Below are 13,944 nucleotides of genomic sequence, written 5' to 3' on the forward strand. Positions count from 1 at the left end.
ATAGAATCACGATATGTTCATTTTGCTGGGGCTGACCAACTTGATGCATCAAAATGTGAAGGAAGCTTTTAAGCATCTCGGGCTTCGTGTAGAATTAGAGAATGATGTCAATTGTGCCACACTAGCTGAGAAGTGGAAGGGACATGCAAAGGCTTGTCAACATTTTCTTACCATGAACAGCTTCATGAGGTAATCAATGAATATTCATTTAGTCACATTGCTCATGCACTTGCCCCAGAGAAACTATTCAATGGTGGTGGAATTAGTGTGTGAAAGGGTGTTCTCCGAGACAGAATGAAGCGGATTCGAAAACAAACGCCTGATATCACAGAGGTGGATCTATGCGGATGCAAGTAAGGTTCATTTTTAGAAAAAGAAGGACGTGCGGAATAAAACATGTCAGTTGGTGGTGTGAGATGAAAAAGTATGAACTTATTTCTGAAGAAGTTAGAAAAAGAATATTAAACCAATACTATCCTGAAAATCAACCAATTCCCGATGAAAACTCGCTTGCCGCTGAATTTAAGTGCAGTCGTATGACGATGAAGCGTGCATTAGACATTCTTGTTGCTGAAGGGCTTTTATTTCGGAAAAGAGGTCACGGTACATTCATTGTCAAAACCGTCTTGAATCACGATGCAGTGAATGTGTCTGGTCAGGAAAACAAAGGGCTAACAAAGGTACTTGCAGACAAGAAGGTATCAAGCCAAATCATTCGTTTTGATGTTCGTTTTCCAAAAGAAGAAGTAGCGGCACATTTATCAATAGATCAAAGTGTGCCAGTATACGATATTATTCGTCTTCGTCTTGTCGAAGATGAGCCATATGTATTAGAGAAAACCTTTATGCCAATCAATGTTATCTCAGATATTGATGAGAGAGTTTTGCAAGGCTCTGTTTATGATTATATATCAAATACACTCAAGTTAAAAATTGCCGGAGCCCATAAGAAAATAAGGGCTGCTAAGTCGGATGGGCTCGACCAGATATACTTAGGATGCGCGGTCAGTGACCCGGTGTTAGAAGTAGAACAAGTGGCTTATTTAAATACAGGCAGACCATTTGAATATTCTTTTAGTAGACACCGCTATGATAAGTTTGTGTTCTCAACAGTTGAAATAACAAAATCAGGTCTTTGAATTTTTGACGAAGTAGCAGAGGGCGTTCGTTTCAATTGCTCACGTATATATGGCTGAAAGTATCATATACATTCATTTTAAACAGACAAATGAAGGGCAAAGGAGTGGAGCGTTTAAATGAAGTTTGATTTATCGTTACCTGAATTAAAACAGTATAAAGGCTTAAATGAAAAACCAGTTGATTTTGATGATTTTTGGGATGAAAATGTAAAAAAACTTAATCAAATGCCACTGAACTACGAGATGAAGCCAGCCTCCTTTCAAACAAAGCATGTAGAATGTTATGATCTTTATTTTGAAGGTGTTGGTGGTGCGCTAGTTTATTGTCAGTTGCTCAAGCCAAAAAATCTTCCTAAAGGAAAGAAATCGCCTGGTATCGCTATGTTTCATGGCTATCATGGTTCAAGTGGAGATTGGTTTGATAAAGTTTCCTACGCAGCAGAAGGTTTTACTGTGCTTGCAATGGATTGTAGAGGACAGGGCGGAAAATCAGAAGACAATCTGCAAGTGAAGGGAACAACACTAAGAGGACACATTATTCGTGGATTAGAGGAAGAAGATCCTAATAAGCTCTATTACAGACATGTCTTTTTAGATACAGTGCGGACTGCACGAATTTTGGCTTCGTTTGCATGGGTCGATGAAACAAAATTAGGGGCGTTTGGTGCTTCGCAGGGTGGAGCATTGGCTGTGGCTTGTGCAGCGCTTGAGCCGTCTATTGCAAAGGTTCTACCTGTTTATCCATTTTTAGCCGACTATAGACGGGCATTCTCATTAGATGTGAAGCAATCGGCATATGAAGAACTTCATTATTTTTTTAGACGTTTTGATCCTTTTCATGAGAAAGAGGCAGAATATTTCACTAGACTTGGCTACATAGATATTCAGCATGTCGCTCGCCGAATCAAAGCTGATGTTCTGTTTGTCACTACACTAGAAGACCCAATTTGTCCACCGTCTACACAATTTGCAGTCTATAACAAGATACAATCATCGAAAGAGTTGCTTGTTTACCACGAGTACGGACATGAGCATCTTCCGCAACTATCTGATCAAGCCTATCTTTTTTTCGCTGAGCTGCTGAATGAAGGTATCCATTTGAAAAGAGAATAGGATCTTGACAGAATAAACAAAAGCACCTTGACGCAGGCGTCATTAGGTGCTTTTGTTCATGTTCTTTAAATATTCCACCAGTGATAGCCGTCTTTTTCAAGTAGCTGATCAGCCATTTTTGGTCCCATTGAACCAGCAGGATAGTTTGGTGAAAGGGTTTTGTTTTCTGACCAGTGTGTTGAAATCGGATCTACGAAGTTCCATGAGAGAGCGACTTCATCCCAATGCGCGAAGTTTGTAGCATCTCCAAGCAGGCAATCATGAATCAGCTTTTCATAAGCTTCTGGTGTATTCATGATATCGTTGTAGTTCGTTTGATAATCCAATCTAATTGGCTGGGCATATGTGCCGCCATCTAGCTTACGTGCATTTAAATGAAGGGTGATCCCTTCATCTGGTTGAATGTGGATCACAAGTAAGTTCGGATGCATGGCATTTCCATTTCCATAGTAAAGATTCATTGGAATATCTTTAAATTGGACAATGATTTGGGTGGATTTCTTTTCAAGACGTTTTCCAGTACGAATGTAAAACGGTACGCCTGCCCATCTAAAGTTATCAATCAAAAGCTTTCCTGCAACAAATGTTTCAGTATTTGAGTTTGGATCGACATTTTGTTCCTCAAGATAAGAAGGAACCATTTTACCAGCCATTGAACCTGATTCATATTGACCACGGACGAAATATTGATCGATTTCTTCTTTTGAAATGGGACGAAGTGCACGAAGGACTTTGCGTTTTTCACTGCGAATCTCTTCTGTGTTTAGCTTAATTGGCGGCTCCATTGCAAGAAGCGCAACCATTTGAAGCATATGGTTTTGGACCATATCACGGAGTGCACCCGAATTTTCATAATACCTCGCTCTGTCTTCAACACCTAACGATTCACTTGAAGTGATCTGAATGTTAGAAATATAACGGTTTGTCCAAAGTGGTTCAAATATGGCATTGGCAAAGCGGATGACTTCGATATTTTGAACCATTTGTTTTCCGAGATAATGATCAATTCGATAGATTTGTTCCTCTGAGAACGCACTGCGAATCTCCTCATTTAATGTCTTTGCACTTGGAAGATCGTGACCAAATGGTTTTTCAATGACAAGTCTTGACCAACCAGTTGTTTCAGATACGCCTTCACTTTTCAGGAATTTCGCAATCGTACCGAAAAACTCTGGCGCCATTGCAAGATAGAACATCCGATTGTTTGGAATATTGTATGTTCCCTCAAGATCCACAAGAAGCGTATTTAATGCTTGGTAAGAAGCTGGACTTGCGACATCAAAATCATGGTAGTAGAAGTGTGAAATGAATTCATCTGTTTTCGCTTCATGATCATCTGGTGATACAGATTCTTTTACGACTTTTCTTAAATCTTCATTAGACCAAGGACGTCTACCGACTCCGACAACTGCAAATTGATCGCCAAGTTTTCCGCTGTTGTAAAGTCTATGTATAGAAGGATATAGTTTACGCTTTGCAAGATCCCCTGTTGCGCCAAAAATGACAATTACTGCTTTAGGTTGGATAGTTTCTATATTCACGAAAAGTACCTCACTTTATATCGTAGCATAGTAGTAAAAATCGAAAGAATGTATGTACATTTTCTTTATTTTAATGGTTCATTGTTCGTAAAGCAAACATTTGATTCGACTTTTTCTAAGCAAACTACATTCTTTTTAAAAAATAGGGTGAATTCACTTTTGGCTATTCTTCATGTATTCTATATAAATGAGGATTTTGTATACGTACGGTAGGAGGATAAGTGATGGAACTGCTTTTTTTAGGAACAGGTGCAGGCATTCCTGCAAAAACGAGAAATGTAACATGTACGGCGTTAAAGCTTCTAGAGGAGAGAAAAGCAGTTTGGCTTTTTGATTGCGGAGAAGCAACGCAACATCAAATCTTACATACGAATATTAAACCGAGAAAAATCGAAAAAATCTTCATCACTCACATGCACGGAGATCATGTATATGGGCTTCCGGGACTCTTAGGCAGTCGATCCTTTCAAGGTGGGGAAGGGGAACTAACGGTCTATGGACCAAGCGGAATAAAGGCATACGTCACCGCCTCTCTTACCGCAACTCAAACGCATCTCACATACCCACTGCATATGATAGAGATTGAAGAAGGAACAGTTTTTGAAGATGAAACATTCAGAGTAGAAGCAGTGCCTGTTACCCATGGGATACCTGCATTTGGTTACCGCGTCATTGAAAAAGATTTACCTGGGTCATTAAGAGCAGATGCGCTGAAAGAAATCGGCGTAAAGCCCGGACCTTTGTATCAAAAACTGAAAAAAGGTGAGACTGTTACACTTGAAGATGGTAGAGAAGTGAGCGGAAACGATTATTTAGAACCTCCTAAAAAAGGGAGAATTGTTGCATTTTCAGGAGATACCCGCTTATGCGAGAATGTAAAAAGGCTTGCAAAAAATGCGGATGTGCTTGTCCATGAAGCGACGTTTGGCAAAGAAGATGCAGAATTAGCCTACAATTATTACCATAGCACAACTGAACAAGCGGCAAAAACTGCACAGGAAGCGAACGCAAAACGATTAATTTTGACCCATATTAGTGCAAGATATCAAGGGATTGAAGCGCTAAAACAATTGCTCGCAGAAGCACGTGACATTTTTCCGCAGACAGAAGTTGCAAATGATTTTTCAGCCTTTACCATTGATCGCGTGTAAACCTTGAAAATAATGGTTTTATGGTCAAAAAAAGCTGTGCAATTTTTTGATATTTTTCATTACGCTCTTTTCGAAAAGTGGTAAAATGGTTAAGAAAATTTAAACAACTTTTATTCATTCACTAAATTATTAAGGACACGGGAGGCAAAATCAAATATGAGCGGTTTTACAGCGTTAAGTGAAGCAGAATTGAATGAACTTTATTCGACACGACAAAAAGAGTACGAAGCGTACAAAAGTAAAAACTTACATTTAGACATGTCTAGAGGTAAGCCTTCGCCGAAACAGCTCGATTTGTCAATGGGCATGCTTGATGTTGTGACTTCAAAGGATGTCATGACAGCAGAAGATGGCACAGATGTGCGCAACTATGGCGGCTTGACAGGCCTTCCTGAAACGAAGCGACTTTTTGCAGAAGTATTGAACTTAAAGCCAGAGCAGATCATTATCGGGGGCAATTCAAGCTTGAATATGATGCATGATACGATTGCTCGAGCAATGGCTCACGGTGTATATGGTAGCACGACTCCGTGGGGAAAACTGCCAAAAGTGAAGTTCCTTGCACCAAGCCCAGGATATGATCGCCATTTTGCTATTTGTGAGCTTTTTAACATAGAGATGATCCCAGTGGAAATGAAAGCAGATGGGCCTGATATGGATCAAGTAGAAAAGCTAGTTGCAGAAGACGAAGCCATTAAAGGGATTTGGTGTGTACCTAAATACAGCAACCCAGATGGTATTACGTATTCTGATGAAGTCGTAGATCGTCTTGCTTCTATGGAAACAAAAGCAGCCGATTTCCGTATTTTCTGGGACGATGCTTACGCGGTGCATCATTTAACAGATACACCTGATCCATTAAAGGATATTTTCAAAGCAATTGAAGCAGCAGGACATCCAAACAGAGTGTTTATGTTTGCTTCTACGTCTAAGATTACTTTCCCAGGATCTGGTGTCGCACTGATGGCATCAAGTGAGGCAAATGTTAGCTTTACTCAAAAGCAATTATCTGTTCAAACTATTGGTCCAGATAAAATCAATCAACTGAGACACCTTCACTTCTTTAAGAATCCAGACGGTCTCACTGAACATATGAAAAAACACGCAGAGATTATTAAGCCGAAATTTGATCTTGTCCTGTCTATTCTTGATGAAAAACTACAAGGAACAGGCATTGCAGATTGGCATAAACCAAATGGTGGCTATTTCATCAGCTTAAACACACTGGATCTTTGCGCGAAAGCAGTCGTTCAAAAAGCGAAAGAAGCTGGTGTGACAATGACTGGTGCGGGTGCGACGTTCCCTTACGGAAAAGATCCACATGATCGCAACATTCGTATTGCACCAACATTCCCAACGCTTGATGAACTGAAGATGGCCATTGAAATCTTTACACTTTGTGTACAACTTGTCAGCATTGAAAAACTGCTCGCAGAAAAACATCAATCTGCGCCTACTGTCTAACATGAAAAGATCCTTGAACAATTATGTTCAAGGATCTTTTTTAGTTGGCGGTTTGATACAATGCTTCTGGCTGTTTGGCAGCACACCACACATCATAAATCGCAAGCTGGACAATATGCGGTTCGTCATGATGAATGAAATGTGAGCTGTTCTGTGCTTGAATCCAACCACTTTGAGATGAGAGGGAGAGCAATCGTTTATGAAGCCTTAGCCACGCGTCATGTGCTGGATAGAACAACCGGCTCTTGCCAGAAGAAATAACAAGTAGTGGCATCATCCCGAAGTGCTTTTGTTCCCGTTTAACAGTCTCTAGTATGCTTTGAAAGTCTTTATGCGTAAACTCAGTGGTAAATTGATTCATATATACATCACGTTCATGTTTTGATAAAAGCGGGAGGACGATCTTTTCTTGCTCCTCACTTGCTGGATCTAAAAGCACCATGCCAATGACATCTTGTGGTCGACGGCTTGCCCATAGGCGGCTGACAAGTGCACCGAATGAATGTGCTACGATGAGGAAGGGCGGCTGTATACCAGCTTCAGCAAGCAAGTGATCTAAATCATCTGCTAAGTCATGTGGATCTCTATTGATACTGTCTTGACTGCTTTTGCCGTTTCCAAGACGATCATAAAGAAAGACACCTAGTTCTTTATCTATATCATGTATGACTTGATTCCATGTGGCGCTTGATGTCCCATAGCCAGCTTCGAAAATAATGGTCGCTCCCCCGTAACCTTTGCGATATGTTGTATAGAAATCGTGTCCTTGTATATGATACGTTCGTTCAATCATTACCGAATTCATCGTTCCATCTCCTCTAAGTGATTCTTTAGCTAAAAGACGGAGCAACTGTCAAATATGTTTCTCTAAAAACAAAAAAAGATGCCTATTTCAAAAAATAGACATCTTTTGTTCAAATCGTTTACCGATCGCTAAAGTACTGTATTGGTTCAACAATAGTTTCACCAAGTTCTTCTGCCGCTGTTTTTGAGAAATACGGGTTTCGTAAAAATTCGCGTGCGACAAAGATTAAGTCAGCACGCTGATTTTGCAAAATTTCCTCTGCTTGAATACCTGTTGTAATAAGGCCGACGGCTTCTTCCTTCATTTTTTCAGCGAAGCGGACTTGGTAGCCAGGAAATGTATGAATTTGAGCAGGTACTACTGCACCTGAACTCACATTAATTAAATCGACGCCTTGTTCTTTTAACCATTTGGCAATGCCAATATAGTCTGCAATATCAAATCCTTTTGTTGTATAATCTGAGGCTGATACACGAACAAATAATGGACCATCCCACACTTCATTGACAGCATCAACGATTTCTTTTAAGAAACGGTAGCGATTTTAAGGAGAACCGCCATAGTCATCTGTCCTTTTATTCGCTAATGGTGAAAGGAATTCATTGATTAAATAGCCATGCGCAGCATGAATTTCAATGATATAAAAGTCTGCTTTCTTTGCACGGATAGTCGCATCTTGAAAGGCTTGAATGGTTTCTTTAATGTGAGCAATGGTCATTTCAACTGGAATTTTTGAATGCTCATCAAATGGGATGTTTGATTGCGCAATCATCTCACAGTCAATTTCTGCCTTTCTGCCTGCATGTGCAAGTTGAATCGCTGTTTTGGTACCGTATGCTTTGATTTGCTCATTTAATACCGCAAACCCATCAATATGCTCATCACTCCAAATTCCAAGGTCTTGATGGCTAATACGCCCTTGTGGTGATACAGCACTCCCTTCAACCATAATTAAGCCCGCTTGTCCCTGTGCACGCGAAACATAGTGAGTAAAATGGAAAGGCTGCAATTTTCCATCTTGATCATAAGCTGAATACATACACATGGGAGACATAACAACTCGATTTTTTAGTGTGACTCCTTTTAAGGTCCAAGGTGAAAAGAATTTAGTCTTCAAATGTATATTCGATTTTAGCAATGATACAACCTGCTTGTCATAAAAGTTGCTGAAGGAATACGTCTTTTATATAAGGTTTTGTATAATGAAAGAAACCAACCAACCGAAAAGCGATCAGAGGGGGAAGACAGGATGAAATGGCAAACGAAAGATGAACTGACGGAACTCATCACAGCACTTATGCAGTATGAAAGTATATCTGGCACAACAGGTGAAGTGGCACTTGCTGAATACTTATATTATTTATTAAAGGATCGACCTTATTTTGAAAAAAATCCAGATCATCTTGCGCTTCATCCAATGAAGGATGGTCGGTATTTCTTAACAGCACTTGTGCAGAACAACTCGCACGTCAACACAGTGCTTTTATTAAGTCATTTTGATGTGGTTGATACAGAGGATTATGGTGAATTTCAGAACATGGCATGTAAACCCCAAGAGCTGATGGCTTCATTTTTGCAAAAAAGTGCGCTTCTTCCTACGCGGGCAAGAGAAGATCTTGAATCAGGAGATTGGTTGTTTGGGAGAGGGTCTATGGATATGAAAGCAGGTCTAGCTGTTCAATTATCCATGCTTGAAAGAGCGATGACTGGTGTATTTGAAGGGAATGTTCTTCTAATCACAGTGCCAGATGAAGAGGTGAATTCACAAGGAATGCTAGAGGCTGTCCCGAAACTAAAGGAGCTCAAGGAGCAATATGGTCTTGAGTATACCTCGTGTTTAAACAGTGAGCCGATGTTTGAAAAGCATCCAGGTGATGAGCACCAATATATCTATACAGGCAGTATAGGGAAGGTGCTTGCCGGATTTTTCTGCAAAGGGATAGAAACGCACGTAGGAGAGCCATTTTCAGGCTTAAATGCGAATTTTATGGTGTCTGCATTAAACCGGTTGTTGGAGCTGAATAATGATTATTGTGAGGAAGTAGACGGTGAAGTGACGCCGCCTCCGACCAATTTAATGCAAAAGGATTTGAAAGAAGCCTATTCCGTTCAAACGCCTCACACGGCGGTTTCCTTATTTAATGTACTCATGATGAAGCGCTCAAGTGAAGAACTGCACGGGCTTCTCTATGAGACTGCGAAACAAGCAGCAATCCAAATCGTGGCCGATCTCAAACAGAAAACAACTGAATTTCAGCGCTTCAAACATTTTACACCGATTGACACAAGTATCACAGTTCTTACGTATCAAGAGCTGTATCAAAAAGCCGCTGAACGTTCAGGCGCTCAGGAGGTTGAGCGCATTGTCAACTATGCATTCGCCAACCGAGGAGACCTTGGAGATCGTGACTTTTCAACAAAAATTGTATCAGAGCTGACGACGCTTTGTAAGGAAGATGGCCCGCTGATTGTTCTGTTTTATAGTCCGCCATTTTACCCTTCTGTGTCCTCAACGGATGATCCGCATATCCAGATGACCTTAAAGAAAATTCAAAAAGAGGCAAAGGAGGTCTATGGACTTGAAGTAGAAGAAGTGAAATATTTCCCTGGATTGTCTGATTTGAGCTACTTACAGCTCGAAAAACAGGACGTAGGCGATTACACGACGAATATGCCGCTTTACCAAAAAGGTTATTCATTACCTCAAGGAGCAAAAGAGGCACTTTACGTTCCGGTCATCAACGTTGGTCCATTAGGAAAGGACCCGCACAAATGGACAGAACGGCTGCATGTCCCGTTCTCTTTCGGCATTTTACCATCGTTACTAGAATCAACGATTCACACGTTATTAGAGAAAAGTTAAGCATATGTGATGAAGGGCCCTATCATGGTGATTGGGCTTTTGGTTTTTAAATCAATCTTCCTTCAGTCTAAATACATAGAGTATGATATTGAATAAGACTTACATTTATTTAAAGGGGGATTGTGAGAATAAAATGGAAACTGGAAAATTAACAAAAGTAGAAATTATCACATCGCTTCAGGAGAGTATTTGTGAACTAGAGAAGCTAGTGCAGACATGTGATGAGCACACATTCGATCAATCTATGGGAGAGGGAAAGTGGTCGATCAAACAAATCGCCGGGCATTTGTATGATACAGAAGAAGTCTGGTCAAAGCGGATAGAGCAGGCGATAACAAATGATCACACGCCTTTTCAATCGTACGATCCTGAAATTTATGTGAAGGAAAGAGGTTATGAATTATATTCTGTGCAGGAGATCAAATCGCTGATCAATCGATTGAAAGATAGAAGAAGCAAAACACTTCAGCTATTAGAAAAGGATACATGGGATCAATCGGGTTTGCATCCGGAAGAAGGTGTGATGACAGTCCAAATATTAGCTGAAACCATCGCTTTACATGAAAACCATCATCTGGCTCAAATCAAAGCCATCGTGTCAATGAGTAAATCATCTACATGAGGAGGTGCTAAAAAGTGAAGCATCAAGAATTGTTAATTGATGTGAATTTTTATCAGGCACGTGATTCTTTATTAGAACAAGCCTTCTAATAAAGAACAGAAAGAACCAAAGTGTGAATCACACAGTTCACATCCAGTCACTGGTGAGAAAAAATAGATGGACATATGTGAAAAAGCACCTGTCATCAAAACAGGTGCTTTTCTATGTCACTTATATGTGCTCGCTGAAAACATTTCGTTTAATTCTTCTGCGCGTTTTGTCGCTGTTTTTACACAATCGACAATTGCTTCTTCAAATTGATAGGAAGCGAGTGTGTTCAGGCCGGCTTCTGTCGTTCCGCCTTCGCTTGTGATTTCTTTGCGCAGTTCAGCAGGTTCTTTTTCGCTATCCTGAAGCATATTGGCGGCACCTGCAATCATCTGGCAAATGAGCAATTTCGCTGTTGTTTGGTCCATCCCAAGTTCTGAAGCACCTCGCTCCATTCCTTCGATCAAATGATAAATGAAGGCCGGGCCACTACCTGCGATGGCTGTGACAGCATTCAGCTGTGATTCATCTAATACCGTCACATGACCGATCGTTTCAAACAGCTCGACCGCCTTTTTCTGTTGCTCATCTGTGACTTCATCACTTACGGCAATCCCTGTTGCTGATTGCTGAATCGCCGCTGATGTATTTGGCATCGCGCGAACTACCGCAGTTTTCCCGCCAGCATAGTGTTGAATCGTTTCAATGGAGATACCCGCTAAAATAGAAATGATCAGCTGTCCATTTAAGTGAGGTCGTACATCAGAGATCCCGCTTTCTGCATCTTTCGGTTTTAAAGCAAATACGAGAATATCCGCTTCTTCATATATAAATGAACGAGAGAAATCCGTTTTGACCCCATAACGCACCTTTAATTCTTCTAATCGCTTTTCATTTGTTTTATTCGTCACAATGATATCCTCATTTGACATGAGACCACTTTTGAGTAGCCCTTTGATCATGGACTCCGCCATTGAACCTGCGCCGATGAATCCAATTTTACTCATATGTTATTCCTCCTTGTAGAAAATAAAAAAACCTTTCGTCAACAAAGGACGAAAAGTTTTTCGCGGTACCACCCTATTTAGCATGCCATTGCATACTCAGCTCTAAGTCCCTTAACGCGGGAAACGTTTAGGTTTACCTAACAGCTCTAAGGGCAGGTTCAACAGATAAGAGGACGATGAAGCCTCGCAGCCAAGGGCTTCACTCTCTTTCGTCATTCACTGTTTACTCTTCCTCATCATCGCACATCTTATATTTGTTGTTCATTATGCAACGGGGGATAAGCTTATGTCAATAGGTAGATGAAAAAAAGGTGATCGTTCAAAAATCATGACAGTATGTACGAAGCAGGATACAATAAACAAAGAGAATCAGATGAAAGAAGAGTGAGCCAATTTGCAGGAGATGACTGATGAACATGAAAGATGAAATCATTCAAATATCAATCCCAACACCATATGCTGTTGGAGATGTGCATTCGTATTTAATCAAAGGTGATGTATTAACCCTTGTGGATTGTGGTCCTTTGACGGATGAGGCGAAAATGGCACTTGTGAAACAATTAAAGGAGCATCAATTGACTTTGCAGGATATTGATCAAGTCGTTCTCACCCATCATCATGCAGATCATGTTGGTCTCTTAGATATGATGAAGCCAACTGTCCATGTCGCAGGACATCTGTTAAATGAACGGTACATTAGCCGAGATCCACATTTTCAGAGTCGACAAATTGAGTTTATGAATGATTATTTCAAACTGCTAGGCGTTCCACTGCATAAAGGTGAATGCGAGAGGATCGTCAAGCAGTCATATACATACTCGTGTACTGCGCATTTAGATGAAGTGTTAAAAGAAGGCGACCGTATGAGAGGGCATGAGCATTTTAAGGTTCTTGAGACACCTGGACATGCACAATCTCACATTTCATTCATAGATGAATCTTCAGGAGTGCTCATCGGAGGTGATTTGCTTCTTGCAACGATTTCATCGAATCCTTTAATGGAGGCGCCTGTTGAAGGGGAAGCACGAGCGAAATCACTCATTCAATATAAACAGTCATTATCTAGGTTGTTAACTCTACCAGTGCAGACTATTTTTCCAGGACATGGTCAGCTCATTACTTCACATGATCAATTGATCCAAGAGCGGTTCATCAAACAACAAAAACGAGCAGATACGATATATCAGTTACTAAAAAAACAAGAAATGACAGCATTTCACCTTTGCCGCACGCTGTTTCCTATCTTATATGAAGAAGCCCTATTTCTTACGATGTCTGAAACGGTTGGACAACTAGATGTTCTATTAGAAAGTGGTCTTATTCAAGAGGTTGAAAAAAACGGTATATTGTATTACGTAGCGAAATAAGGAGTGAATGGAATGAGCCGGTTAACGGGTAAAAGGGTGTGGATTACAGGTGCATCAGGAGGAATAGGGGAAAAGATGGCGTATATTGCCGCAAAGCAAGGAGCGGAGGTCATCATTTCTGCAAGACGAAAAGACAGATTAGTGGATGTCAGAGATGCGATCGAAAAAGCGAACGGCACGTGTCAAATTGTTGAGCTTGATGTGAGCCAACTAGATCAAATGGATCATGCGTATGCACAAGTTGGAGAAGTAGATATCTTGGTGAATAACGCTGGGTTTGGTGTGTTTGATCTTGTTGAGGATACGCCCTTTGATGAGATGGTTTCCATGTTTGAGGTGAATGTATTTGGACTGATTGCCTGTACAAAAAAGGTCATCCCAGATATGAAGAAGAAGGGAGTTGGCCAGATTATCAATATTGCCTCACAGGCTGAGAAAATAGGCACCCCTAAATCAGCCATTTACGCAGCTTCAAAACATGCAGTGCTCGGTTTTTCAAATAGTTTAAGAATGGAGCTTGCTGATAGTGGCATCCATGTCACAACCGTTAACCCCGGACCGATCAAAACAGATTTCTTTTCAATCGCTGATCGAAGTGGTGAATATGTGAAAAATGTTGATTTTATCATGCTTAGTGCCGACAAAGTTGCGCAAAAGGTCGTTTCTTCTATGCTGACGAAAAAAAGGGAGATCAATTTGCCAAGGTGGATGAACGCTGGCAGTAAACTGTATCAACTCTTCCCATTTTTATTTGAAAAAGTTGCTAAAAAAGCGATGATGAAAAAATAAAAAGAACCGGTGCATACCGGTTTTTCAGGCAGGCAGCCCTTTGCTAAAGGACTGTC

12 protein-coding genes, 1 pseudogene and 1 other annotated feature are annotated in these 13,944 nt (G+C 40.6%); of the genes and pseudogenes, 9 read left to right on the top strand and 4 right to left on the bottom strand.

Features of this window, described 5'->3' with window-relative positions; translation table 11 throughout:
• Positions 1 to 43: 43 nt before the first annotated feature.
• The 3 genes from ACQKEZ_RS03495 (at position 44) to ACQKEZ_RS03505 (ending at position 2,252) form a co-directional block, all read left to right on the top strand.
• On the top strand, positions 44 to 193 hold the full coding sequence (locus ACQKEZ_RS03495) for an ROK family protein (protein WP_427299317.1): 150 nt from the start codon (positions 44 to 46) through the stop codon (positions 191 to 193).
• A 223-nt stretch (positions 194 to 416) separates the two neighbouring features.
• Positions 417 to 1,139, top strand: coding sequence for a GntR family transcriptional regulator (locus ACQKEZ_RS03500; RefSeq protein ID WP_427298838.1), 723 nt, complete (start codon positions 417 to 419; stop codon positions 1,137 to 1,139).
• A gap of 117 nt (positions 1,140 to 1,256) precedes the next feature.
• On the top strand, positions 1,257 to 2,252 hold the full coding sequence (locus ACQKEZ_RS03505; RefSeq protein WP_427298840.1) for an acetylxylan esterase: 996 nt from the start codon (positions 1,257 to 1,259) through the stop codon (positions 2,250 to 2,252).
• Between the two features lie 65 nt (positions 2,253 to 2,317).
• On the opposite strand, the gene zwf is transcribed toward ACQKEZ_RS03505, so the two are convergent.
• The gene (zwf, locus tag ACQKEZ_RS03510) at positions 2,318 to 3,787 is read right to left on the bottom strand and encodes a glucose-6-phosphate dehydrogenase (RefSeq protein ID WP_427299318.1); all 1,470 of its coding nucleotides are present in this window, start codon (positions 3,785 to 3,787) and stop codon (positions 2,318 to 2,320) included.
• Between the two features lie 230 nt (positions 3,788 to 4,017).
• On the opposite strand from zwf, the gene rnz reads away from it, so the two are divergent.
• Both rnz and ACQKEZ_RS03520 read left to right on the top strand, forming a co-directional pair.
• Complete coding sequence (gene rnz, locus ACQKEZ_RS03515; RefSeq protein ID WP_427298842.1) at positions 4,018 to 4,944, top strand: ribonuclease Z; 927 nt, start codon at positions 4,018 to 4,020, stop codon at positions 4,942 to 4,944.
• Positions 4,945 to 5,100: 156 nt separating this feature from the next.
• Positions 5,101 to 6,408 (top strand): aminotransferase class I/II-fold pyridoxal phosphate-dependent enzyme, encoded by a 1,308-nt coding sequence (locus ACQKEZ_RS03520; protein ID WP_427298844.1) that lies wholly within the window; start codon positions 5,101 to 5,103, stop codon positions 6,406 to 6,408.
• A gap of 40 nt (positions 6,409 to 6,448) precedes the next feature.
• Here ACQKEZ_RS03520 and ACQKEZ_RS03525 read toward each other — a convergent pair whose 3' ends face one another.
• Both ACQKEZ_RS03525 and namA read right to left on the bottom strand, forming a co-directional pair.
• Positions 6,449 to 7,213: an alpha/beta fold hydrolase gene (locus ACQKEZ_RS03525; protein ID WP_427298846.1), complete on the bottom strand. Its 765-nt coding sequence runs from the start codon at positions 7,211 to 7,213 to the stop codon at positions 6,449 to 6,451.
• Between the two features lie 118 nt (positions 7,214 to 7,331).
• Positions 7,332 to 8,330, bottom strand: a pseudogene (gene namA, locus ACQKEZ_RS03530) (NADPH dehydrogenase NamA).
• Positions 8,331 to 8,462: 132 nt separating this feature from the next.
• Here namA and ACQKEZ_RS03535 point away from each other — a divergent pair.
• Together ACQKEZ_RS03535 and ACQKEZ_RS03540 are read left to right on the top strand one after the other, a co-directional pair.
• Positions 8,463 to 10,076, top strand: a complete 1,614-nt coding sequence (locus ACQKEZ_RS03535; RefSeq protein WP_427298848.1) for a M20/M25/M40 family metallo-hydrolase — start codon at positions 8,463 to 8,465, stop codon at positions 10,074 to 10,076.
• 133 nt (positions 10,077 to 10,209) lie between these two features.
• A complete protein-coding gene (locus tag ACQKEZ_RS03540) occupies positions 10,210 to 10,698 on the top strand; it encodes a DinB family protein (protein WP_427298850.1) in 489 nt (162 codons plus the stop codon).
• A gap of 206 nt (positions 10,699 to 10,904) precedes the next feature.
• On the opposite strand, the gene proC is transcribed toward ACQKEZ_RS03540, so the two are convergent.
• Positions 10,905 to 11,732, bottom strand: coding sequence for a pyrroline-5-carboxylate reductase (gene proC / locus ACQKEZ_RS03545; RefSeq protein ID WP_427298852.1), 828 nt, complete (start codon positions 11,730 to 11,732; stop codon positions 10,905 to 10,907).
• A 41-nt stretch (positions 11,733 to 11,773) separates the two neighbouring features.
• Positions 11,774 to 11,981 (bottom strand) — a binding site (T-box leader).
• Between the two features lie 167 nt (positions 11,982 to 12,148).
• On the opposite strand from proC, the gene ACQKEZ_RS03550 reads away from it, so the two are divergent.
• Positions 12,149 to 13,099: an MBL fold metallo-hydrolase gene (locus tag ACQKEZ_RS03550; protein WP_427299319.1), complete on the top strand. Its 951-nt coding sequence runs from the start codon at positions 12,149 to 12,151 to the stop codon at positions 13,097 to 13,099.
• A 12-nt stretch (positions 13,100 to 13,111) separates the two neighbouring features.
• Complete coding sequence (locus ACQKEZ_RS03555) at positions 13,112 to 13,888, top strand: SDR family NAD(P)-dependent oxidoreductase (RefSeq protein ID WP_427298854.1); 777 nt, start codon at positions 13,112 to 13,114, stop codon at positions 13,886 to 13,888.
• Positions 13,889 to 13,944 lie beyond the last annotated feature (56 nt).

The organism is Bacillus sp. NPDC077027, from assembly GCF_050269555.1.
In the GTDB taxonomy this organism is placed as follows: domain Bacteria; phylum Bacillota; class Bacilli; order Bacillales; family Bacillaceae; genus Bacillus.